Annotated in this window: 21 protein-coding genes and 1 riboswitch; of the genes, 16 read left to right on the top strand and 5 right to left on the bottom strand. The window is 72.5% G+C overall.

All coding sequences use genetic code 11. The features are described from left to right. The first annotated feature begins 52 nt into the window (after positions 1 to 52). The 3 genes from ACZ3TI_RS17905 to ACZ3TI_RS17895 all read left to right on the top strand — a co-directional run bounded on the left by ACZ3TI_RS17905 (position 53) and on the right by ACZ3TI_RS17895 (position 3945). Positions 53 to 946 carry an AAA family ATPase gene (locus ACZ3TI_RS17905; protein ID WP_465727166.1) on the top strand — a complete coding sequence of 298 codons (894 nt, stop codon included), beginning with the start codon at positions 53 to 55 and terminating at the stop codon, positions 944 to 946. Between the two features lie 127 nt (positions 947 to 1073). After that, on the top strand, positions 1074 to 1883 hold the full coding sequence (locus tag ACZ3TI_RS17900) for an Fpg/Nei family DNA glycosylase (RefSeq protein ID WP_465727165.1): 810 nt from the start codon (positions 1074 to 1076) through the stop codon (positions 1881 to 1883). A gap of 70 nt (positions 1884 to 1953) precedes the next feature. After that, positions 1954 to 3945, top strand: a complete 1992-nt coding sequence (locus ACZ3TI_RS17895) for an AAA family ATPase (protein WP_465727164.1) — start codon at positions 1954 to 1956, stop codon at positions 3943 to 3945. On the opposite strand, the gene ACZ3TI_RS17890 is transcribed toward ACZ3TI_RS17895, so the two are convergent. After that, positions 3942 to 5615 carry a hypothetical protein gene (locus ACZ3TI_RS17890; protein ID WP_465727163.1) on the bottom strand — a complete coding sequence of 558 codons (1674 nt, stop codon included), beginning with the start codon at positions 5613 to 5615 and terminating at the stop codon, positions 3942 to 3944. The genes ACZ3TI_RS17895 and ACZ3TI_RS17890 overlap by 4 nt on opposite strands. Positions 5616 to 5670: 55 nt before the next feature. Then, on the bottom strand, positions 5671 to 6054 hold the full coding sequence (locus tag ACZ3TI_RS17885) for an ArsR/SmtB family transcription factor (RefSeq protein ID WP_465727162.1): 384 nt from the start codon (positions 6052 to 6054) through the stop codon (positions 5671 to 5673). An 81-nt stretch (positions 6055 to 6135) separates the two neighbouring features. Then, positions 6136 to 6349, top strand: a riboswitch (cobalamin riboswitch). Between the two features lie 32 nt (positions 6350 to 6381). On the opposite strand from ACZ3TI_RS17885, the gene nicT reads away from it, so the two are divergent. Beyond that, positions 6382 to 7497, top strand: coding sequence for a Nickel transporter NicT (gene nicT, locus ACZ3TI_RS17880; protein WP_465727161.1), 1116 nt, complete (start codon positions 6382 to 6384; stop codon positions 7495 to 7497). A 137-nt stretch (positions 7498 to 7634) separates the two neighbouring features. Here the strand turns inward: nicT and ACZ3TI_RS17875 are convergent, their stop codons facing one another. Further along, on the bottom strand, positions 7635 to 8525 hold the full coding sequence (locus ACZ3TI_RS17875; protein ID WP_465727160.1) for an EamA family transporter: 891 nt from the start codon (positions 8523 to 8525) through the stop codon (positions 7635 to 7637). 161 nt (positions 8526 to 8686) lie between these two features. Here ACZ3TI_RS17875 and ACZ3TI_RS17870 point away from each other — a divergent pair, with 161 nt between their 5' ends. Continuing rightward, the gene (locus tag ACZ3TI_RS17870) at positions 8687 to 9259 is read left to right on the top strand and encodes a helix-turn-helix domain-containing protein (RefSeq protein ID WP_465727159.1); all 573 of its coding nucleotides are present in this window, start codon (positions 8687 to 8689) and stop codon (positions 9257 to 9259) included. 79 nt (positions 9260 to 9338) lie between these two features. On the opposite strand, the gene rpmG is transcribed toward ACZ3TI_RS17870, so the two are convergent. Next, entirely contained in the window at positions 9339 to 9503 is a 165-nt protein-coding gene (rpmG, locus tag ACZ3TI_RS17865) for a 50S ribosomal protein L33 (RefSeq protein WP_465727158.1), read from the bottom strand. 237 nt (positions 9504 to 9740) lie between these two features. On the opposite strand from rpmG, the gene ACZ3TI_RS17860 reads away from it, so the two are divergent. From ACZ3TI_RS17860 to ACZ3TI_RS17840, 5 genes are all read left to right on the top strand, one after another. Beyond that, positions 9741 to 10847 (top strand): M24 family metallopeptidase, encoded by a 1107-nt coding sequence (locus ACZ3TI_RS17860; protein WP_465727157.1) that lies wholly within the window; start codon positions 9741 to 9743, stop codon positions 10845 to 10847. Positions 10848 to 10926: 79 nt separating this feature from the next. Then, complete coding sequence (gene efp / locus ACZ3TI_RS17855; RefSeq protein ID WP_465727156.1) at positions 10927 to 11490, top strand: elongation factor P; 564 nt, start codon at positions 10927 to 10929, stop codon at positions 11488 to 11490. Positions 11491 to 11494: 4 nt separating this feature from the next. Beyond that, the gene (gene nusB, locus ACZ3TI_RS17850) at positions 11495 to 11932 is read left to right on the top strand and encodes a transcription antitermination factor NusB (RefSeq protein WP_363568111.1); all 438 of its coding nucleotides are present in this window, start codon (positions 11495 to 11497) and stop codon (positions 11930 to 11932) included. 122 nt (positions 11933 to 12054) lie between these two features. Then, the gene (locus ACZ3TI_RS17845; protein WP_465727155.1) at positions 12055 to 12876 is read left to right on the top strand and encodes a thioesterase family protein; all 822 of its coding nucleotides are present in this window, start codon (positions 12055 to 12057) and stop codon (positions 12874 to 12876) included. A gap of 165 nt (positions 12877 to 13041) precedes the next feature. Further along, positions 13042 to 13965: a hypothetical protein gene (locus ACZ3TI_RS17840; protein WP_465727154.1), complete on the top strand. Its 924-nt coding sequence runs from the start codon at positions 13042 to 13044 to the stop codon at positions 13963 to 13965. Positions 13966 to 14128: 163 nt separating this feature from the next. Here the strand turns inward: ACZ3TI_RS17840 and bldD are convergent, their stop codons facing one another. After that, positions 14129 to 14632 (bottom strand): transcriptional regulator BldD, encoded by a 504-nt coding sequence (gene bldD / locus ACZ3TI_RS17835; protein WP_030056198.1) that lies wholly within the window; start codon positions 14630 to 14632, stop codon positions 14129 to 14131. Positions 14633 to 14962: 330 nt separating this feature from the next. Between bldD and pyrR the strand changes: the two genes are divergently transcribed. Genes pyrR through carB form a run of 6 tightly spaced genes read left to right on the top strand, consistent with a single transcriptional unit; the run spans position 14963 to position 22915 of the window. After that, entirely contained in the window at positions 14963 to 15598 is a 636-nt protein-coding gene (pyrR, locus tag ACZ3TI_RS17830) for a bifunctional pyr operon transcriptional regulator/uracil phosphoribosyltransferase PyrR (RefSeq protein ID WP_465727153.1), read from the top strand. A gap of 5 nt (positions 15599 to 15603) precedes the next feature. Continuing rightward, complete coding sequence (locus tag ACZ3TI_RS17825) at positions 15604 to 16593, top strand: aspartate carbamoyltransferase catalytic subunit (RefSeq protein ID WP_465727152.1); 990 nt, start codon at positions 15604 to 15606, stop codon at positions 16591 to 16593. Beyond that, positions 16590 to 17894 (top strand): dihydroorotase, encoded by a 1305-nt coding sequence (locus ACZ3TI_RS17820; RefSeq protein ID WP_465727151.1) that lies wholly within the window; start codon positions 16590 to 16592, stop codon positions 17892 to 17894. Before ACZ3TI_RS17825 ends, ACZ3TI_RS17820 begins: the two co-directional genes overlap by 4 nt. Next, positions 17891 to 18460: a PH-like domain-containing protein gene (locus ACZ3TI_RS17815; RefSeq protein WP_465727150.1), complete on the top strand. Its 570-nt coding sequence runs from the start codon at positions 17891 to 17893 to the stop codon at positions 18458 to 18460. The genes ACZ3TI_RS17820 and ACZ3TI_RS17815 overlap by 4 nt, the downstream gene beginning before the upstream one ends. After that, positions 18457 to 19614, top strand: a complete 1158-nt coding sequence (carA, locus tag ACZ3TI_RS17810; RefSeq protein ID WP_465727149.1) for a glutamine-hydrolyzing carbamoyl-phosphate synthase small subunit — start codon at positions 18457 to 18459, stop codon at positions 19612 to 19614. Before ACZ3TI_RS17815 ends, carA begins: the two co-directional genes overlap by 4 nt. After that, positions 19607 to 22915 carry a carbamoyl-phosphate synthase large subunit gene (gene carB / locus ACZ3TI_RS17805; protein ID WP_465727148.1) on the top strand — a complete coding sequence of 1103 codons (3309 nt, stop codon included), beginning with the start codon at positions 19607 to 19609 and terminating at the stop codon, positions 22913 to 22915. The genes carA and carB overlap by 8 nt, the downstream gene beginning before the upstream one ends. The last annotated feature ends 56 nt before the right edge of the window (positions 22916 to 22971 follow it).

Below are 22971 nucleotides of genomic sequence, written 5' to 3'. Positions count from 1 at the left end.
CCGCTGCCGGGCCGACGTGTAGTGTCCCCGCTGAGAGGTGTCGGGAGGTTCCGTGACGCAGTACGCCGGAGGCGGGCAGGTCCCGCCGCGTCCCGTCGCTCCGCCGGTGCCGCCGGGGGGCGGTGCGGGGGTGGCCCCGTCGGGGGTACCGGTTCCGCCTCCTCCGCCGCCGGTTCGGCCCGCGCCGGCTCCGGCGCCGGCTCCTGCGCCCGCACCTGCGCCTGTTCCCGTGCCTGCCGCCGGTCCGGCTCCTGCTCCCGCTCCCGCCGCGGTCCCGGTGTCCGCTCCGGCGCCGAGCGCGCCGGTGCCCGCCGGGGGCACCGGGCACTTCGTGCTGCCGTCCGGGATGCCGGTCCAGCTGCCCGCCCACCCGCAGCAGCACGCGCCCACCGGGCCGATCGCCGTCCTGCTGATCGGACCGGCCGGGGCCGGCAAGACCACCGTCGCCCGGTACTGGGCCGAGCGCCGGCCCACGCCGACCGCGCACATCAGCCTGGACGACGTACGGGAGTGGGTGCAGTCCGGCTTCGCCAACCCGCAGTCCGGCTGGAACAACGCCTCCGAGGCGCAGTACCGGCTGGCCCGCCGCACCTGCGGCTTCGCCTGCCGCAACTACCTGGCGAACAGCATCTCCTGCATCATCGACGACGCCGTCTTCCCGGACCGCCCGGCGATCGGTCTCGGCGGCTGGAAGCGGCACATCGGCCCCGGCATGATCCCCGTCGTCCTGCTGCCCAGCCTGGACTCGGTGCTGCGCCGCAACGCCCGGCGCAGCGGCAACCGGCGCCTCGGGGACGAGGAGGTGGCGCGGATCCACGGGCGGATGGCCGGCTGGTACAACTCCGGGCTGCCGATCATCGACAACTCCTACCTGGACGTGGCGGGGACGGCCGCCGAGCTGGACCGCGTCATCCTCGCCCGGCTGATGGGCATGCCGGTCCGCTGATCCGCTGGTCCGCTGATTCGTCGGTCCGAGGGGCGGCGGTGGTGTCGGTGGCGGCTGCGATGATGGAGGCGTCCTCGGGCCCGCGCTGCGGCCCGTCCTGTCGAACGACCCGGGGGAGCTGACGCCCGTGCCGGAAGGCCACATCATCCACCGCCTCGCCGCCGAGAACCGGACGGCCTTCGGCGGCCGCCCGGTCCGGGTCTCCAGCCCGCAGGGCCGCTTCGCCGACGAGGCCAAGGTGATCGACGGGCAGCTGCTCACCGGGGCCGAGGCCACCGGCAAGCACCTCTTCCTCGGCTTCGAGGAGGGCGCCTGGGTGCACGTCCACCTGGGGCTCTACGGCGGCTTCACCTTCGGCACCGGCCCGGCGCCCGCGCCGGTCGGCCTGGTCCGGCTGCGGCTGGAGAGCGAGGACGGCTACGCCGACCTGCGCGGTCCCAACACCTGCGCGCTCGTCACCGACGCCCAGAAGGCCGCCGTCGCGGCCCGCCTCGGCCCCGACCCGCTGCGCGCCGACGCCGACCCGGAGGCCGCCTGGCGCCGGATATCGGGCAGCCGGACGACGGTCGCCGCCCTGCTGATGGACCAGAAGGTGCTGGCCGGGGTGGGCAACGTCTACCGGGCCGAGGTGCTGTTCCGGCACGGCATCGATCCGCACCGGGCCGGGCGCGACCTCTCCCGGAAGGAGTGGGACGCGATCTGGGCGGACCTGGTCGCGCTGATGCGCGAGGGCGTGGCGGCCGGCCGGATCGACACCGTCCGTCCCGAGCACACCCCCGAGGCGATGGGCCGCCCGCCCCGCGTGGACGACCACGGCGGCGAGGTGTACGTCTACCGGCGAGCGGCCATGCCCTGCCTGGTCTGCGGCACGGACGTCCGGACCGAGGAGCACGCCTCGCGCAACCTCTTCTGGTGCCCGACCTGCCAGGCGGCCTGAGGGGGACTCAGCTCCGGTGCGCCCCGATGCCCTTAGGCTGGGGCCCGGGCCGGCCGGAGGGAGCGTACGGGTGGACGACTACGAGGTGTCCAACAAGGTGTCGGGCACGGTGTACGGGAACGTGATCCAGGGCGGGAACGTCACGATCCATTCGGAGCCCGAGGTGCCGATCCCGCATCAGGTGCGACCGGCCCGCGAGTTCTTCGTCAACCGTGAGGGTGAACTCGCCGCGCTCACCGCCGCGTTGCGGAAGCCCGACCGGGGCGGACCGTCGATCGTCGTCTTCACCGGCCTGGGCGGTGTGGGCAAGACCGAGCTGGCGACGAAGTTCGCGAACGAGCACGCGGCGCACTTCCGGGGCGGTGTCCTGTACGCCGACCTCAAGGCCTACCGGCGCGGGTCCGGGGTGGACCTCGCCGGGGTGGTGGGCGGATTCCTGCGGGCGTTCGGTCTGCGCCCTCCGGACGTGGAGGCGGAGCGGTTCGCGGAGTTCCGTACGGCAACGGCCGCGCGGCGGTGCCTGTTCGTCCTGGACAACGCCGAGCACGCCGCCGAGGTCCGCGCCCTGCTGCCGTCCCGGGGGTTGGTGGTGGTGGCGAGTCGGCGGCGCCTGGACGCGCTGCGGATGGACGGTGCCGAGGTGCGGCAGCTGGACCGGTTGAGCGCGGCGGCCGGTGCCGCCCTCGTACGGGGCTGGTTGAGCGTGGGGCGCGGCACCGACGGCGAGGTGGCGGCGCTGGTGGAGCGGTGTGCGGGACTGCCGCTCGCGCTCAATGCCGTCGGCAGCCAGCTGCTGCGCCGGGGCCGGCTGTCGGTGGGGCAGGTGGTGGCCGAACTCTCGGACCGGGGCGCCACGTTGGCGATGCTCGACAACGAGGAGGGGAAGCTCCGCCAAACGTACGACCCGGTGTACGAGCGGCTCTCGCCGCAGGGGCAGGCGCTCTACCGGCTGATCGGCGTGCATCCGGGCTCCTTCGTGTCGGCCGAGCTGGCGGGCGCGGTGGGCGTCGAGCGGCCGGATGAGGCGCTGGACGAGCTGTGCGACGTCCACCTGCTGGACGTGGTCGTCGACGACGGGCCCGAGGACCGCTTCCAGGCCCACGACGTGGTGCGGACGCACGCCTATGCCTGCGCCCGCGAGCTTTCCGGCCGGGTCGAGCTGCTCGCCCGTGTGGTGGCGTACTTCCGGGGCCGGGCCTCGCTGGCCGACCGGGCGATGGGGGCGCGGCTGCGGCTCCAGGAGGACAGCGGCGAGGGGCTGCCCGGATTCGCCTCGGACGCGGCGGCGCTGGAGTGGCTGTACGCCGAACGGACCGACCTGCGCGCGGTGGTGGAAGCCGCGTCCCGGCAGGGCTGGCACGGCGAGGTGTGGCGGCTGTGCGAGTCGCTCTGGCCGCTGTACCACGGACGCAAGCTCTACCAGGACTGGATCGCGACCCACGAGCGCGGCGTCGAGTCGGCCCAGTGGGACAACCAGCCGGCCGCCGTGGTCCGGATGCGCAACCAGCTCGCCCGCGCCCACTTCGAGCGCAAGGAGTACCGGCTCGCCGCCGAGCAGCTGGCACTGGCCTCGGAGCAGCTGCCGCTGGTGGCGGACCGCAGGGTGGCGGGGGTGCTCCACGAGACCGACGGCCTGCTCTGCCTGGCCGACGGCCGCCCCGGCGAGGCGGTGGAGCGGTTCACGCTGGCCCTGGCGGACAACCGGGGCGACGACCACGGCGAGATCGTGCAGAGCTACAACCTGGCGCAGGCGCTGATCGCCGACGGCCGTCCGGACGAGGGGCTGACGGTGCTCGAGGCGGCCACCGCCCGGGCCGTGGACACCCGCGACGACGACATGCTGATGAAGCTGCCGCTGGTCCGCGCCCGCGCCCACCGTGCGCTCGGGCAGCTGGACCTCGCCGTCGCCCACGCCGGTGACTGCGCCCGGCAGGCCGAGTCGCGCAGCCAGTACGCGAAGGAGGCGCAGGCGCACACCCTGCTCGTCGGCGTCGCGGAGGAGCTGGGCGACGAGGCACTGGCGGAGCGCAGCCGTGAGCGGCTGCGGCAACTGGGCGGCTAGGGGCCGGTGGTGAAGGACACCCGGGTGCGGTGCTCGCCGGTGCGGACGGTGAGCCCGTGCTCGGGGAGGCCGGCCGGGTCGCCGCCGCCGGCGAGCCAGCAGGCCACGGCGGAGCCGAGCAGGAGCGGGTCGATGCCGGGATCGGGGCTGCCCCAGTCGGGTTCGGCGCGGGCCTCGAGAAGCAGTCCGGTGTGCAGCCGGAGCAGGTGGCGGGCCGGGCCGAGGGCGGCCACCGCGACGGCGAGGCCGGGGAGTTCGGTGGCGGTGTCGGCGAGCCAGCGGGCGGCGGGGCGCTCGGCGTGTGGCTCGGTGCGGGCGAGGACCTCGGCGGTGTAGCGCAGCGCGTCGCCGGGGTGCTCGTCGGTGAGCGCGTGGAAGCCGCGCGGGGTGTGGTCGTCCGGGTCGAAGGGGTAGCGCCGCAGGCTGACCTCGGTGCCCTCGCTCTTGCCCTCGACGTCGTAGGCGGTGGGCCGTTCGGTGGTGCCGGGGCGGGGGACGGGCTTGGGGTAGGGCGGCAGGACCGGTTCGTCGGCGGGTTCGTCCAGCCGGTCCAGGAAGGAGTAGAGCAGCGGGCGCAGCACCCGGGCGGACTCGCCGCGACGGGCGAGCGAGCGGTCGGTGATCCCGCTCAGTTCGGACGGGTCCTGGGCCAGGGCCCGTTCGAGCTGGGCAGCGAGGTCGCCGTCGGGGTCGAGGACGGGTGCGGCCTGGCCGAAGGCGTAGCCGGGGGAGTGCGGGTCGAGTTCGGCGGCGCCGGTGGCGACGAGCACGGTGGGCCGTCCTAGGGCGGCGCCGTAGACGGAGACCGAGCCGTGGTCGCCGATCAGGCAGTCGGCGGCGACCAGGGCGGCCTGCCAGCCCTGGTGGGGCGGGATCAGGCGCAGGCCCATCCGGCGGGCGCTGTCGAGCAGGGCCTCGGGGTCGTGCCGGCTCCAGATGTTGGGGTGCAGCACGACGGCCACGGTGTACTCGTCGGCGGGCAGTCGGCGGACCAGGCGCTGGGGCAGGTCGGGGCGGCGGCCGAATAACGAGTGCTCGCTCCAGGTGGAGTTGACGACGACGAGCCGCCGGCCGTCGACGGCGCCGAGTGCGGCGCGGTAGGCGTCGCGGGAGCGGCGGCTGCGCAGCATCCGGTCGAAGCACGGGTCGCCGACCACCCGGGCGACGTCCAGGGCCTCGGGGCAGGAGATCCGCAGGCGGTCCAGCTGCTCGGGGTGGGAGAGGCCGAGGACGTCCACGAACACCCGCCCGCGGTGGGTGAGTTCGTTGCGGGAGAGGCCGGCGGCGCTGACGGTGTCGCCGGTGGACTCGGTCACCAGGCGGTTGTAGCCGGCGCCGTGCGGGAGGACGACGAGGCGGGCGTCCAGGCGGTGCATGGAGGAGTGGACGGCGCAGGAGACGGCCAGGTCGAAGCGGTGCCGGACGGCGTCTTCCCAGTCCAGCACGGTGAACCCGGGCAGTGCGTGCAGGTAGTCGTCCAGGGCCCGGTCGGCGAAGGCGGAGCCGGGGTTGACGGTGAAGTAGCGGGCGATGCCGTCGGGGTTCAGCAGGGCGAGGACGTCCAGGACCCGGGTGGCCGAGGTGAGGGTGCGGGCGACCGCCAGCACGCGGGCCTTGATCGGTCGGGTGTTCCAGCGGTCGGCGGGCCAGGCGTGGGGGTGGGACGGCACGCCATGATCGTACTCATCCGGGGTGCCGCCCCGGGGGCTGTTCCCCGAGTGTCGGTCAGCCCGCCGCAGCGGTGGGCTCGTGGTGTTCGGCGGCGGCGCACTCGTCGAGGAGGGGGCGCATGCCCTCGTCCACGAGCCGGTAGCGCACCACGCGTCCGTCCTTGTCGCCGGTGACCACGCCCGCGGTGCGGAGCAGCCGCAGGGCCTGGGAGACGGCGGGGTCGCGCATGCCGGTGGCGACGGCGAGGTCGGTGACGGCGAGAGGGCCGGCCCGGTGGAGGGCGAGCAGCAGGGCGAGCCGCCCGGGGTCGGCGAGCAGGGAGAACCGCTCGGACCAGGACCGGACGTGCGCGGTGTCGCCGATCGCGGCGATGGCCTCGCAGACCCGGTGTCCGTCGATGGTGCGGTGGCCCGCGCGGTCGGCCGGTACGAGATGCATGCGGGCATTCTTGCAGGCGGTGGGCTGTGATCCTGAACACCTGCGCAGGTGCGCAGCCTTGCATGGGTGGGGCGGGACCCCTACGGTGTAGCCCGCCGTGGTGCTCGGGAAGACCGGTGACGGACCCTCAGGGGTCCGGAGTCCGGAGCGGCCCTCGCCACTGTGATCGGGTCGTTCCTTCGTCCGCGATGGAACGCCGTCCGTGTCCACGACGCCACTGGGTGCCCCGCGCACCTGGGAAGGCGGGCACGGACGTCCCGTAAGCCAGGAGACCGGCCACGGCACTTCACGAAGTGATTCCACGAGGTGCTGGAGCGTGATCCGGAGATGACCCTGCCCGAAACCGTCGCCGCTGATGCGAAGGCGGCGCCGTCGGTGCTGCCCACCTTCAGGTGGAAGCGCGAGGACACCGTCCGTACGGCCGGGCTGATGGGTGTGATCCTGGCCATGCACGTGGTGGCCTTCGGGACGCTCATCTTCCTGGTGGCGCCCGAACGGTACGCGGTCGGTACCCAGGTCTTCGGGGTGGGCCTGGGTATCACCGCGTACACCCTCGGCATGCGGCACGCCTTCGACGCCGACCACATCGCGGTGATCGACAACACCACCCGCAAGCTGATGGCGGACGGGAAGCGGCCGGTCTCGGTGGGCTTCTGGTTCGCCCTCGGGCACTCCTCGATGGTGGTCATCATGGCCGCCCTGGTGGCGGGCGGCGCGCAGCTGGCGAACACGCTGATGGACGACGAGTCGACCACCCACAAGTGGCTCGGCATGATCGGGACGACCACCTCCGGCGTGTTCCTGTACCTGATCGGCGCGCTCAACCTGGCGGCGCTGCTCGGCATCGTCAAGGTGTTCCGGGCGATGCGGGCCGGACAGTACGACGAGGCCGAGCTGGAGGCGCACCTCGACTCCCGCGGCTTCATGGCCCGGGTGCTGAACCGGGCGACCCGATCGATCACCCGGCCCGGGCAGATGTTCCCGGTCGGCATGGTGCTGGGCCTGGGCTTCGACACCGCGACCGAGGTCACCCTGATGGTGATGGCGGGTTCTGGTGCGGCCTCCGGGCTGCCCTGGTATGCGATCGTCTGCATCCCGCTGCTGTTCGCTGCCGGGATGAGCCTGTTCGACACCCTGGACGGGACGTTCATGAACTTCGCGTACCAGTGGGCCTTCGCCAACCCGGTGCGCAAGGTGTACTACAACCTGACCATCACGGGGCTGTCGATCGCGGTGGCGTTCATCATCGGCACCATCGAGCTGGTCGGCGTGCTGCACGAGAAGCTCGACCTGACCGACCCGGTGACCGGCTGGATCGCCGACATCTCGCTGGACAACGTCGGCTACGCGATCGTCGCGCTGTTCGTGGTGGTCTGGGCGCTGGCGATCGGGTACTGGAAGCTCGCCAAGGTCGAGAAGCGCTGGACGCCCGAGGGGTCATGAGAGTTGCTCATGGGGCGAGGTCATGAGCGCGGCTCATGGAGCGAGGTCATGAGAGTTGCTCATGGGGCCGGGGCATGAGTGTTGCTCATGGCGCTGCCCCATGAGCCGCACTCATGGGGCACCGTCATGAGCGCGGCTCATGCGGCCGCGAGCAGCAGCGTGCCGGCGACGGCGAGCCCGGCGCCGACCACCTGGACCGGACGCAGTCGCTCCTTGAACACCCCGCGCGCCATCAGTGCGGTGACCACCGGGTAGAGCGAGGAGAGGACGGCAGCGACCGTCGCCGAGCCGCGGTGCCAGGCCACCGCGTAGGCGGCGTTGGCGATGACGTCGGAGAGCCCGATCGCGGTGAGCACGGGCAGCTGCGCCCGCAGCCCGAGCGTCGACCCGGGCACCGCCCCGGGGCCGGGCCCGGACGCCGTCCCGACCGCTCGCCCGGAATCGCGAAGGCCGGCCAGCAGGATGGCACCTACCACGGTGGCGCTGAAGCCCCGCTGCACGGTGAGCACCAGCAGCAGGCCGCCGCCCGTCGAGGCGTGGGCGATCAGGACCAGCACCGTGCCGAAGCCCAGCGCGGCGCCCAGGCTGAGCAGCAGTGTGCTGCGGGCGGCGGAGGAGCCGCCGCGCTCGGGCCCGGCGGCCAGCACCACGCCGACCAGGGCCACCGCGATCCCGGCGATCTGGCCGGGCCCCGGACGGTCGCCGAGCGCGAGCCCGACACCGATCGGCACCACGACGGCGACGGTGGTCAGCGGGGAGACCACGCCCATCGGGCCGAGCGCGAGCGCACGGTAGAAGGCGAGGAGCGCGAACGGGCCGATCACCCCCGCGGCGACGGCGTACCAGAGGGCGGGGGTGGCGTCCGCCCAACTGCCGGTGGCGACGACGGCGGCCAGCAGGACGGCCATGGCCATCGCCTGGGAGGCGACCACCACGGTCAGCGCGGGTATTCGCCGGGCGAGCGCGCCGCCGCCGAAGTCGGCGAGCCCCCAGAGCAGGCTGGCGGAGAGGGCGAGCAGGGCGGTCACGGCCGGGCCCCGGGCGCGACGGGGGTCAAGGACAGCACAATGCACTCCGCAGTACAGTCGGATGGACTCGGTGCCAGGACTGGCAGCGTAGTGCAATGAACTGAACTTTCCGAACAATATTCCGCACTGTTTCGACCAGTGGACACCGGAGGACTCATCGCGTGCCGGACCCCGACCTCGTCTCTCGGGCCCTCGCCCGCAACCTCAAGCGGCTGCGCACCGAGCGCGGTCACACCCTGGACGCCCTCGCCGCCCGCTCCGGCGTGAGCCGCGGCATGATCGTCCAGATCGAGCAGGGCCGCACCAACCCCAGCGTGGCCACGGTCGTCCGGCTCGGCGACGCGCTCGGCGTCTCGATCGCCACGCTGCTCGACTACCACGAGGGCCCGGACGTCCGGATCGTGCCGGGCGACCAGGCGGTGCCGCTGTGGACCGGGCCGTCCGGCGGCACCGGCACCCTGCTGCACGGGATCGAGGCACCCGGGCCGCTGGAGCTGTGGGAGTGGCGGATGGAGCCGGGGGAGGAGTACTCCTCCGAGCCGCACCCGGCCGGGACGGTGGAGGTCGTCCGGGTCGACGAGGGGGAGCTGACCCTGGTCCACGACGAGCGCGAGCACCTGGTGCCGGCCGGCAGCACGGTCTCCTTCGACGCCTCCTACCTGCACGCCTACCGCAACGCGGGGGAGCGGATGCTGCGGCTGACCATGGTGGTCTCCGTCCCGCCGCCGCGCTGACCCCCCGGTCGTCGGCGCGCCCGTCACGTGCCGAACGGCGCCTCCCCGCGGTGGGGAGGCGCCGTTCGCGCGTACGGGCTCAGCGCTCCTCGCGGAAGCCGACGTGCCGGCCCGCGACCGGGTCGTACTTGCGCAGGACCATCCGGTCCGGGTCGTTGCGGCGGTTCTTGCGGGTCACGTAGGTGAAGCCGGTGCCGGCGGTGGAGCGGAGCTGGATGACGGGGCGCAGTTCGCTGCGGGCCATGGGGTGTCCTCCCGGGTCGTGGCTCGGGTGACGGTCGGGACCGTACACCGAAATGGAAGTCGTTTTCGCCGGCTCCAACGCGGGGCGAGGTCCGGTCCATTCCCGGGCGCCGGGGAGCACCCGACCCGGCGGCCCGGCGCCGATCGGGGGGTGGTGCGGGGGCGCGTAGGGGGCTCCGGGGGTTCTGTCGGGGGTGCTCGGCGGGCGGTTCGGGCTGGGGGTTCGTAGGCTCGACGCATGGCGGATGCGTACGCGGGGCGGCGGGAGCGGGTGAGGGAGCACTGCAGTGCGGCCGGGGCCGATGCGGCGCTGATCACCCGGGCGGCGAACGTGCGGTATCTGACGGGCTGCGCGCCCTGCGGGGCGACGCTGCTGCTGACCAGGGAGCGGGCGCTGCTCGCGCTGCCGGACGACCTGCCGCCGGACGACTCCGGGGAGCACCTGATCGCCCCGGACGTCACCCAGCTGCCGGTGGCGGCCGGGGTGGACACCGCGCTGGCGGCAGCCGCCGCGGCGGCGAGCGCCGGGGTGTCGGGCCTGGCGGTGGAGGAGCACGACCTGACCGTCAGCCGGCACCGGGCGGTGGCGGGCCTGCTCGAGCAGGCCCGGCTGGCCGATCTCGGGCAGGTGGTCGAGCGGCTGCGGGTGGTCAAGGACGAGCACGAGATCGCCGACCTGCGGATCGCCGCCGAGATCGCCGACCAGGCCCTCGGCGAGCTGCTGGAGTCGATCCTGGTCGGTCGCACCGAGCGGCACCTGGCGATGGAGCTGGAGCGCCGGATGATCGACCACGGTGCCGACCGGGCCGCCTTCCCGGTGTCGGTGGGCACCGGCAGCCACTCCGGCCAGGCCGCCCACCAGCCGACCGACCGCCGGGTGGAGGAGGGCGACTTCCTCACCGTGGTGATGGGCGCGCAGTACCGCGGCTACGGCGTCTCGACCGCCCGCACCTTCGTGATCGGGGCCGCTCCGGCGCCCTGGCAGGTGGAGCTGCACCGGCTGGTCTTCCGCGCCCAGCGGGCCGGTCGGGAGGCGCTCGGACCCGGCGTGGAGCAGTGCGTACCCGACCGGGCCGCCCGGCAGGTCCTGGAGGCGGCGGGCCACAGCGAGGCCTCGCCGCACCCCGTGGGTCACGGCATCGGGCTGGAGATCCGGGAGGCGCCGCGCCTCGGTCCGTCGGACATGGGTAAACTGGACAGCCGCGTACCGGTCACCGTCGGTCCAGGGGTCCACCTCCCGGGCAAGGGCGGCGTCCGGATCGAGGACACGCTCGTCGTGCGCCCCCTCGAAGAGGGCGGGCCCGAGCTGCTCACCATCACCACCAAGGAGCTCCTCGCCCTGTGACCGCGGCCTCCCGACGGCCGTCGGCGGCAGGACGCAACCCTTGGTTCCTTGACAGCTATATCCAGGAGTAAGTGCGCCCGTGGCTTCCACGAACGATCTCAAGAACGGCATGGTCCTCAAGCTGGAGGGCGGCAAGCTCTGGTCCGTCGTCGAGTTCCAGCACGTCAAGCCCGGCAAGGGCCCGGCCTTCGTGCGTACCAAGCTCAAGGAGGTCCTGACGGGCAAGGTCGTCGACAAGACCTTCAACGCGGGCACCAAGGTCGAGACCGCCAACGTCGACAAGCGCGGCATGCAGTTCTCGTACAAGGACGGCGAGAACTTCGTGTTCATGGACATGGACACCTACGACCAGCTGACCATCGAGCCGGCCGTCGTCGGCGACGCGGCCAACTACCTGCTGGAGGGCTTCGAGGCCCTGGTCGCCACCAACGAGGGCGCGGTGCTCTACATCGAGCTCCCGACCTCCGTCGAGCTGGTCATCGCCCACACCGAGCCGGGCGTCCAGGGCGACCGCTCCACCGGTGGCACCAAGCCGGCCACCCTGGAGACCGGTGCCGAGATCCAGGTGCCGCTCTTCGTCGTCACCGGCGAGAAGGTCAAGGTCGACACCCGCGACGGCAGCTACCTCGGCCGGGTGAAGTAAGTCCGTGTCGGCCGCACGTAGCAAGGCCCGCACCCGGGCCTTCCAGATCCTCTTCGAGGCCGACCACCGCGGGGTCGACCCGCAGCAGGTCCTCGCCGACTGGGTGGCCCGCGCCCGCGAGCCCAAGCCCGACGAGGGCACCCCGCAGGTGGGCGAGTACACCATGGAGCTGATCGAGGGGTACGTCCAGCACGCCCGTCGCATCGACGACCTGATCTCGCAGTACGCGGTCGGCTGGACGCTCGACCGGATGCCGATCGTGGACCGCAACGTCCTGCGGCTCGGCGCGTACGAGCTGATCTGGGAGGACGGCGTCCCGGACGCGGTCGTCCTGGACGAGGCGGTCGAGATCGCCAAGGAGTTCTCCACGGACGACTCCCCGGCCTTCGTCAACGGTCTGCTCGCCCGCTTCCTCGAGCTGAAGCCGAGCATCCGCCGGTAACGGTCACGCCCTTCGGACGGCCGCCGACCCGAACTTCGGGCCCGGCGGCCGTTCCGCGTTTCACCCGGCAGGCGTAATGTGGAGCCCTACTCGCCAGTAACTTGAAGGGCAGGTCTCCCCACATGACCACCGCGATCCGCAGCGAGTTCGACCGGGGCATCGCCCTGACCAGACACCCCGCGGAGGCCGGCCGCTACGAGGCCGAGCTGGGCGCCGGCTGGCAGATCGGCGGCGGGGTCAACGGAGGGCTGCTGCTCGCCGTGGCCGGACACGCGCTGTCGCTGGAGCACGGTACGCACCCGGACCCGGTGTCGATCAGCGGTTACTACCTGTCCGCCTCCACCCCCGGCCCGGCCACCATCCGCACCGAGGTGCTGCGCACCGGCCGCGGGCTCTCCACCGGCACCGCCTCGCTCAGCCAGGACGGCGTCGAGCGGCTGCGCGTGGTGGCCAGCCACGGCGACCTCTCCGCCGCCGACGGCGAGGTGCGCACCAGTGCGCAGCCGCCGCAGCTGCCGCCGCCGGACCAGTGCATCGGCGTGGAGCACGCGCCCAAGGAGCTGATCGCCCAGGCCGCCCTGCTGGAGCGCTTCGACCTGCGGCTCGACCCGGCCACCGTCGGCTGGGCACTCGGACAGCCCTCCGGCGACGGGCGGATCCAGGGCTGGTTCCGGCTGGCCGACGGCCGCGAGCCCGACCCGCTGCTGCTCCTGCTGGTCGCCGACGCGCTGCCGCCGGTCACCTTCGACATGGGGATGCCGGGCTGGGCCCCGACCGTCGAGCTGACCGTCCACCTGCGTGCCAAGCCGGCCCCGGGCTGGCTGCGGGTCACCCACGCGACCCGCAACCTGGCCGGCGGGTACTTCGAAGAGGACGCCGAGGTCTGGGACGAGTCCGGCCGCCTGGTCGCGCAGTCCCGCCAGCTGGCCCGGGTGCCTCGTTAGAGCGCCCCGGAGAAGCTTGCGGAACCGGTGCTATTACCGGTGGTTACATTCCTGTGACACGCCGTACGTGTGCGGCGTGCGAGGGGTGGGGAGGAAGGCGGTCAGCGGCGAGCCCGCCGCCGACCGTCACCGCCGACGGTCGCCCGCCGAAGCGAGGAGCCACCGATGCGAAACGGCCGCGCCCGCCGTAACTCCGACTGCACCTCCGGCGGCTCGCGACCCGCGGTGCGGGCCTCGCACCGGCCACAGCGGGCCGAGGGCGCCGAGGGTGTCGACCAGGCGTTCGTCATCGGGGTGCTGACCAACGCCGCCGACTTCGCGCGGGCCCGCGCCTGGGGGCTCTCCGACGCCCCCGACTTCGAGCGCTACCTGGCCGACACCGCCGAGCTGCTGGCCGACGCGCTGGAGCGCTTCGAGACCGTCCGGGCCCGGATGTTCCACCCGCAGGACTTCGAGGAGTTCTGCCTGCTCAACGCGCTGGACCCGGCCGCGTCCGCCGCGCGTGACCGCTACCTGGTCAACCCGGCGCTGCAGACCCAGCTGCTCGCCTACCAGGGTGAGGAGCTGGCCGGGGACTTCCTGCCGCGCCTGGTCCGGGCCCGGGAGAACGGGCTGACGCTCTGCCACGTCGACCTGCTGCTCGACGGGGGCCTGTACGGGGGCGCGGACGAGCAGGACGAGGAGCACGTCCGCTGGGTGCGCGCCGCCTACACGCGCGGGGGCGAGGTGTTCCGCCGGATGCTGGTCGGTGCGGGCGCCGGGGTGTACGAGCTGCGCCTGCGGGTGGACGCGCCCGGCGGGAAGCTCGCCGCGGCGGCGCGGGTCCTGCAATGGGAGGACGGCGTGGTGCGGATCAACGACGAGGACCTGGAGCTGGTCTGCGCGGTGCTGTGCGCCGGGCTGGCCCTGGAGCTGCCGGGGGTCGCGGTGCTGCACGGCTCGCAGGGCTCGGCCGCCTCCTGTGGGGAGTACCTGGCGGCCTCCTGGGCCTGGTCGAGCGGTGGGCAGGAATGGGCGCCGGCGGACCGCCCGGTCCGGCTGGACGGCGTGGCGGCCCGGCCCGGCTACAGCCTGGGCACCGTCTGCTGACGCCCCCCGGGAGAGCGGCTTCGCCGCCGAGCCGGCGGTCATACGAACACCGCGGCGCGGCCCCCGTTCGGGTGCCGCGCCGTGACGTTTCTGCTTGTCAGCACAGGTGGAACGAGTGCTGGGTTTTGTAAGGATCCGCTGGCAGGAGCCGGTGCGGTGAGCCTCAGCTCGCGTCCTCCTCGCGCACCGCGCGGCGCGCGTCGGGGTTCAGCACGCCCCAGGAGATCAGCTGCTCGGTGAGGATCGAGGGCGACTGGTCGTAGATGACCGCCAGGGTGCGCAGGTCGTCCTGGCGGATCGACAGCACCTTGCCGTTGTAGTCGCCGCGCTGGCTCTGGATGGTCGCCGCGTAGCGCTGCAGCGGGCCGGCCTTCTCGGAGGGGACCTGGGTCAGTCTCTCCAGGTCGAGGACCAGGCGCGGCGGCGGCTCGGCCGCGCCACCGGGGGTGCCGCCGGGCAGCAGCTCCTGCACCGGTACGCCGTAGAACTCCGCCAGCTCGGCCAGCCGCTGCACGGTGACCGCACGGTCGCCGCGCTCGTACGAGCCGACGACGACTGCCTTCCAGCGCCCCTGGGACTTCTCCTCGACACCGTGCAGGGAGAGCCCCTGCTGAGTGCGGATCGCTCGGAGCTTGCCTCCGAGTTGCTTCGCGTAGTCGCTGGACATTGATCTCCCCGGACGAGATTGCTTCGCGTTCAGTGGTGGGTCACGGGCGATTGCCGACGCCGTTACCGGTGGGTTCGACGTCCGTCTCGTAACTCACTGTGAGGTTACGTAGAGTAAGGTAGTTGCGTCAAGCCGAATGGGGCACTCGTGCGAATGGCTCGCATCGTCGGCGCGTCCGGCGTGTTAACCGGCGGAAGCGGAATGGTTGACTTCGGTTTCCCGTCCGGGGCACTGCTAGGATGTCCCGAAGCCCGCGCCGAGTCGGCGGGGGCCATCCCAGACATCCTTTAAGACCCGTCCCGTGAGGCGGGGAAGGAGGTCCGCTTCGGCATGACCGCACACAGAGATTCGACGCAGGAACCGACGCCGCGGCCGCCGCACCAGGTGCTGGACGGTACGGACATCGCCCGGGTCATCACCCGGATAGCGCACGAGATCGTCGAGCGCGCCAAGGGCGCGGAGGACGTCGTGCTGCTCGGCATCCACACCAGGGGCGTCCACCTCGCCCGCCGCCTGCACGCCCGGCTGGCCCAGATCACCGGGCGCGAGATCCCGCTGGGCACCCTGGACATCACCATGTACCGGGACGACCTGCGGCTGAAGCCCGCCCGCGCCCTCGAGCACACCGAGATCCCGCCCGGCGGCATCGACGGCAAGCTCGTCGTCCTCGTCGACGACGTGCTCTTCTCCGGCCGCACCATCCGCGCCGCGCTCGACGCGCTCAACGACATCGGCCGGCCGCGCGCCGTCCAGCTCGCCGTCCTGGTCGACCGGGGCCACCGCGAGCTGCCGATCCGTGCGGACTACGTGGGCAAGAACCTCCCCACCTCGCTGCGCGAGGCCGTGCAGGTGCGCCTCTCCGACGCCGACGGCGTGGACGCCGTCCTGGTCGGGGACCGCGACTTCGCCGCACGCTCCTCGCAGGCCCTGGCCGAAAAGCCCACCGAACCGCACCTCCCGGAGTAACCCGCGTGAAGCGCCACCTCGTCTCCGCCGCCGATCTCAGCCGCGACGACGCGCTGCTGATCCTGGACACCGCCGAGGAGCTGGCCCAGCTCTCCGGCCGGGCCGTCAAGAAGCTGCCGACGCTGCGCGGCCGCACCGTCGTCAACCTCTTCTTCGAGGACTCCACCCGGACGAAGACCTCCTTCGAGGTCGCCGAGAAGCGCCTCTCGGCCGACGTCATCAACTTCTCCGCCAAGGGCTCCTCGGTCTCCAAGGGCGAGAGCCTCAAGGACACCGCGCTGACCCTGCAGGCCATGGGCGCCGACGCGGTGGTCATCCGCCACCACGCCTCGGGCGCGCCGGCCCGGCTGGCCCAGTCCGACTGGCTGCACGGCAGTGTGATCAACGCCGGTGACGGCACCCACGAGCACCCCACCCAGGCGCTGCTCGACGCCTTCACCATGCGTCGCCACCTCAACCCCGGCGCCGGGCACGACCTCGCGGGCCGCCGGGTGACGATCGTCGGCGACGTCCTGCACAGCCGGGTCGCCCGCTCAAACGTCCACCTGCTGAACACCCTCGGTGCCCAGGTCACCTTCGTCGCCCCGCCGACGCTGCTGCCGATCGGCATCCGGAACTGGCCCTGCGAGATCAGCTACGACCTGGACAGCGTGCTGCCCAAGACGGACGCGCTGATGATGCTGCGGGTGCAGCGCGAGCGGATGAACGCCGCGTTCTTCCCGACCGAGCGCGAGTACAGCCGCCGCTACGGCATGAACGGCCGCCGTCTGGCCCAGCTGCCGGAGCACGCGATCGTGATGCACCCCGGCCCGATGGTCCGCGGCATGGAGATCACCGCCGAGGTCGCCGACTCGCCGCGCTGCACCGCGATCGAGCAGGTCGCCAACGGCGTCTCCGTCCGGATGGCCGTGCTCTACCTGCTCCTCGGCGGAGCGACCCTCGCCGACACCCCCGCCGACGCCCCCCGCACCGAGACCGTGGAGACCGCGCAGTGACCACCTACCTGATCCGCAACGCCCAGATCCTCGGCGGCGCCGCGCAGGACCTCCTGCTCGCCGACGGCGTGATCAAGGCGATCGGCACCGGCCTGGCGGTCGAGGCCGACATCGAGATCGACGCCACCGGCCTGATCGCCCTCCCCGGCCTGGTCGACCTGCACACCCACCTGCGCGAGCCCGGCCGCGAGGACGCCGAGACCGTGCTCACCGGCACCCGGGCCGCCGCGATGGGCGGCTTCACCGCCGTGCACGCGATGGCCAACACCACCCCGGTGGCCGACACCGCCGGCGTGGTCGAGCAGGTCTGGCGGCTCGGCCAGGAGGCCGGCTACTGCGACGTGCAGCCGGTCGGCGCCGTCACCGTCGGCCTGGAGGGCAAGCAGCTCGCCGAGCTCGGCGCGATGCACGAGTCCGCCGCGGGCGTCCGGGTCTTCTCCGACGACGGCAAGTGCGTGGACGACGCCGTGCTGATGCGCCGCGCCCTGGAGTACGTCAAGGCCTTCGACGGCGTCGTCGCCCAGCACGCCCAGGAGCCGCGGCTGACCGAGGGCGCCCAGATGAACGAGGGCCAGGTCTCCGGCGAGCTCGGGCTCGGCGGCTGGCCGGCCGTCGCCGAGGAGTCGATCATCGCCCGCGACGTGCTGCTCGCCGCGCACGTCGGCTCCCGGCTGCACGTCTGCCACGTCTCCACGGCCGGCTCGGTCGAGATCATCCGCTGGGCCAAGGCCAAGGGCTGGGACGTCACCGCCGAGGTGACCCCGCACCACCTGCTGCTGACCGACGAGCTGGTCCGCTCCTACGACCCGGTGTACAAGGTGAACCCGCCGCTGCGCACCGCCGAGGACGTCCAGGCGCTGCGCAAGGCGCTCGCCGACGGCACCATCGACGCCGTCGCCACCGACCACGCGCCGCACCCGGCCGAGGACAAGGACTGCGAGTGGGCCGTGGCCGCGATGGGCATGGTCGGCCTGGAGACCGCGCTGTCGGTCGTCCAGCAGACCATGGTCGAGACCGGCCTGCTGAACTGGGAGGGCGTCGCCGACCGGATGTCGCGCCGCCCGGCCCGGATCGGCCGTCTCACCGGTCACGGTCGGCCGATCTCGGTGGGTGAGCCTGCCAACCTGGTGCTGTTCGATCCCGCGTACCGTGGTGCCGTGAACCCGGACAGCTTCGCCACCCGTAGCCGCAACACCCCCTACAAGGGCCTGGACCTGCCGGGACGGGTGCACGCCACCTTCCTGCGCGGCCGCGCCACCGTGCTGGCCGGCGAGCCGGCCGAGCAGGGCGGCGAGTCGTGAGCGGCTTCGCCGAGCTCGCCAAGGAGCAGGCGAAGGTCACCAACTGGCCCGGGTACATCGGCTGGTCCGTCGGCCTGCTGATCGTGATCGGCCTCGTCTACTGGCTGATGCGCCAGGGCTGGAACTGGCGCCGCACCCTGCAGTCCGGCATCCCGCCGCTGCCCGCCGTGCCGGACCGCGCCGGGCGCACCATCCTGGAGACCAGCGGGCGGTACCACGGCACGACCACCGCCGGGAACTGGCTGGACCGGGTCGTCGCGCACGGCCTCGGCACCCGCAGCCGGGCCGACCTCACGCTCGGCGAGGACGGCCTGCTGGTCCGGCGCCCCGGTGACGTCGACTTCTGGATCCCGGCCGCGCACCTGACCGGTGCGCGCACCGACTCCGGGATCGCCGGCAAGGTCGTCCCCTCCGGACTGCTCGTCGTCACCTGGACGCACGAGGGCACCGAGCTGGACTCCGGCTTCCGGGCCGACCACCCCGACGAGCACGCCGCCTGGGTCGAGGCGATCGCTCACCTTGCAACACGTACGCAGACGAAGATGACGGAAGAGGCCGCGCAATGACCGCACCTGCCCCCACCACGCAGCGCCAACGGCGGGAGCGTGTCCCTGCCGTGCTCGTCCTGGAGGATGGCCGGACCTTCCGCGGCCAGGCCTACGGCGCGATCGGCGAGACCTTCGGCGAGGCGGTCTTCAACACCGGCATGTCCGGCTACCAGGAGACCCTGACCGACCCGTCGTACCACCGCCAGGTGGTCGTGATGACCGCCCCGCAGATCGGCAACACCGGCTGGAACGACGAGGACGACGAGTCCAAGCAGATCTGGGTCGCCGGCTACGTCGTGCGCGACCCCGCCCGGGTCGCCTCCAACTGGCGCTCGCGCCGCTCGCTGGACGAGGAGCTGGTCAAGCAGGGCGTCGTCGGCATCAGCGGCATCGACACCCGCGCGCTGACCCGCCACCTGCGCGAGCGCGGCGCGATGCGCTGCGGCATCTTCTCCGGCGAGGCGCTGGCCGAGCAGGCCGAGCTGCTCGCCCGGGTGCAGCAGTCGCCCGAGATGAAGGGCGCCGACCTGTGCGCCGAGGTCGCCACCACCGAGCGGTACGTGGTGCCGGCGATCGGTGAGAAGCGGTTCACCGTCGCGGCGCTGGACCTCGGCATCAAGGCGATGACCCCGCAGCGGATGGCCGAGCGCGGCATCGAGGTGCACGTGCTGCCCGCCAACGCCACGCTGGAGGACGTCTACGCGGTCGACCCGGACGGCGTCTTCTTCTCCAACGGCCCGGGCGACCCGGCCACCGCCGACCACCAGGTCGCCGTCGCGCAGGGCGTGCTGGAGCGCAAGACCCCCTTCTTCGGGATCTGCTTCGGCAACCAGATCCTCGGCCGCGCCCTGGGCTTCGGCACCTACAAGCTCAAGTACGGCCACCGCGGCATCAACCAGCCGGTGCAGGACCGCACCACCGGCAAGGTCGAGGTGACCGCCCACAACCACGGCTTCGCCGTGAACGCCCCGCTGGACAAGGTCAGCGACACCCCGTACGGGCGGGTCGAGGTCTCCCACGTCTGCCTGAACGACGACGTGGTCGAGGGCCTGCAGGCGCTCGACGTCCCCGCCTTCAGCGTCCAGTACCACCCCGAAGCTGCTGCCGGCCCGCACGACGCCGCCTACCTCTTCGACCGTTTCGTGAAGCTCATGGAGGGCCAGCGTGCCTAAGCGCACTGACATCAAGTCCGTCCTGGTGATCGGCTCCGGCCCGATCGTCATCGGCCAGGCCGCCGAGTTCGACTACTCGGGTACGCAGGCCTGCCGGGTCCTCAAGTCCGAGGGCCTGCGGGTCGTGCTGGTCAACTCCAACCCGGCCACGATCATGACCGACCCGGAGATCGCCGACGCCACCTACGTCGAGCCGATCACCCCGGAGTTCGTCGAGAAGATCATCGCCAAGGAGCGCCCCGACGCGCTGCTGCCGACCCTGGGCGGGCAGACCGCGCTCAACACCGCGATCTCGCTGCACGCGGCCGGCACGCTGGACAAGTACGGCGTCGAGCTGATCGGCGCCGACGTCGAGGCGATCAACAAGGGCGAGGACCGCGACCTCTTCAAGGGCGTCGTCGAGGCCGTCAACGCCAAGATCGGCCACGGCGAGTCCGCCCGCTCGGTCATCTGCCACACCATGGACGAGGTGATCGCCGGCGTCGACACGCTCGGCGGCTACCCGGTCGTCGTGCGCCCCTCCTTCACCATGGGCGGCGCCGGCTCCGGCTTCGCCCACAACGAGGAGGACCTGCGCCGCATCGCCGGCCAGGGCCTGACGCTCTCGCCGACCACCGAGGTGCTCCTGGAGGAGTCCATCCTCGGCTGGAAGGAGTACGAGCTGGAGCTGATGCGCGACAAGCACGACAACGTCGTGGTCGTCTGCTCCATCGAGAACTTCGACCCGATGGGCGTGCACACCGGTGACTCGATCACCGTCGCCCCGGCGATGACCCTCACCGACCGCGAGTACCAGATCCTGCGCGACATCGGCATCGCCGTCATCCGCGAGGTCGGCGTCGACACCGGCGGCTGCAACATCCAGTTCGCCGTCAACCCCGAGGACGGCCGGGTCATCGTCATCGAGATGAACCCGCGCGTCTCCCGCTCCTCGGCGCTCGCCTCCAAGGCCACCGGCTTCCCGATCGCCAAGATCGCCGCCAAGCTGGCCGTCGGCTACACCCTGGACGAGATCCCCAACGACATCACCGAGGAGACCCCAGCCTCCTTCGAGCCGACCCTCGACTACGTCGTGGTCAAGGTGCCGCGGTTCGCGTTCGAGAAGTTCCCGAGCGCCGACGCCACGCTGACCACCACCATGAAGTCGGTCGGCGAGGCCATGGCCCTCGGCCGCAACTTCCCCGAGGCGCTGCAGAAGGCGCTGCGCTCGCTGGAGAAGAAGGGCTCCCAGTTCTCCTGGACCGGCCAGGTGGGCGACAAGGGCGAGCTGCTGGCCAAGGCGGTCGTGCCGACCGACGGCCGGATCAACACCGTCATGGAGGCGATCCGGGCCGGCGCCACCCCGGAGGAGGTGTTCGAGGCCACCAAGATCGACCCGTGGTTCGTCGACCAGCTCTTCCTGCTGGACGAGATCGCGGGCGAGCTGGCCGACGCCGCCGAGCTCACCCCCGAGCTGCTGCGCCACGCCAAGCGCCACGGCTTCTCCGACCAGCAGGTCGGCGAGATCCGCGGCCTGAAGCCGGACGTGGTCCGCGAGGTGCGCCACGCCCTCGGCATCCGCCCGGTGTTCAAGACCGTCGACACCTGCGCCGCCGAGTTCGCCGCCAAGACCCCGTACTTCTACTCGTCCTACGACGAGGAGAGCGAGGTCGCGCCGCGCTCCAAGCCCGCCGTGATCATCCTGGGCTCCGGCCCGAACCGCATCGGCCAGGGCATCGAGTTCGACTACTCCTGCGTGCACGCCTCCTTCGCGCTCGCCGAGGCCGGGTACGAGACCGTCATGGTCAACTGCAACCCGGAGACCGTCTCCACCGACTACGACACCTCCGACCGGCTCTACTTCGAGCCGCTCACCCTGGAGGACGTGCTGGAGATCGTCCACGCCGAGCAGCAGGCCGGCCCGCTCGCCGGTGTGATCGTCCAGCTCGGCGGCCAGACCCCGCTGGGCCTGGCCCAGGCGCTCAAGGACAACGGCGTGCCGATCGTCGGCACCCAGCCCGAGGCGATCGACCTCGCCGAGGAGCGCGGCGCCTTCGGCCGCGTCCTGCGCGACGCCGGCCTGCCCGCGCCCAAGCACGGCACCGCCTTCTCCTTCGAGGAGGCCAAGGCGATCGCGGACGAGATCGGTTACCCGGTGCTCGCCCGCCCGTCCTACGTGCTCGGCGGCCGCGGCATGGAGATCGTCTACGACGAGGCCTCGCTCGCCTCCTACCTGGAGCGGCACGCCGGTCTGATCTCCGAGCACCCGGTGCTCATCGACCGCTTCCTGGACGACGCGGTGGAGATCGACGTCGACGCGCTGTACGACGGCACCGAGCTCTACCTCGGCGGCGTCATGGAGCACATCGAGGAGGCCGGGATCCACTCCGGCGACTCCGCCTGCGCGCTGCCCCCGATCACCCTCGGCGGCCACGACATCAAGCGCCTGCGCGCCTCCACCGAGGCGATCGCGCGCGGCGTCGGGGTGCGCGGTCTGATCAACATCCAGTTCGCCCTCTCCGGCGACATCCTGTACGTCCTCGAGGCCAACCCGCGCGCCTCCCGGACCGTCCCGTTCACCTCCAAGGCGACCGCCGTGCCGCTGGCCAAGGCCGCCGCCCGGATCTCGCTCGGCGCCACCATCGCCGAGCTGCGCGCCGAGGGCCTGCTCCCGGCCGAGGGCGACGGCGGCACGCTGCCCGCCGACGCGCCGATCGCGGTCAAGGAGGCCGTGATGCCGTGGAGCCGCTTCCGCGACATCCACGGCCGCGGCGTGGACACCGTGCTCGGCCCGGAGATGCGCTCGACCGGTGAGGTCATGGGCATCGACAAGGTCTTCGGCACCGCGTACGCGAAGGCGCAGACCGGTGCCTACGGCGCCCTGCCGACCAAGGGCAAGGTCTTCGTCTCCGTCGCCAACCGGGACAAGCGCAACCTGGTCTTCCCGGCCCGCGCGCTGGCCGGCCTCGGCTTCGAGCTGCTCGCCACCGCCGGCACCGCCGAGGTGCTGCAGCGCGGCGGCATCCCGTCCACGCTGGTGCGCAAGCACAGCGAGGGCGAGGGCCCGAACGGCGAGAAGACCATCGTCCAGCTGATCCACGACGGCGAGGTCGACCTCATCATCAACACGCCGTACGGCACCGGTGGCCGCCTCGACGGCTACGAGATCCGCACCGCGGCCGTGTCCCGCGCGGTGCCCTGCCTGACCACCGTCCAGGCGATGGGCGCGGCCGTCCAGGGCATCGACCGGCTGCTGCGCGAGGAGGTCGGGGTGATGTCGCTCCAGGAGCACGCCGAGCTGATCAACGCCGGCCGCAAGTAGCACCACCGCAGTGGGGGGCACCGGAGCCAGATTGGTGCCCCCCACTCCCATGCCCG

The organism is Kitasatospora sp. NPDC023120 (genome assembly GCF_055560835.1).
The sequence above is the reverse complement of the archived record's forward strand: the minus strand, read 5'-3'. Positions and strand labels throughout refer to the sequence as shown.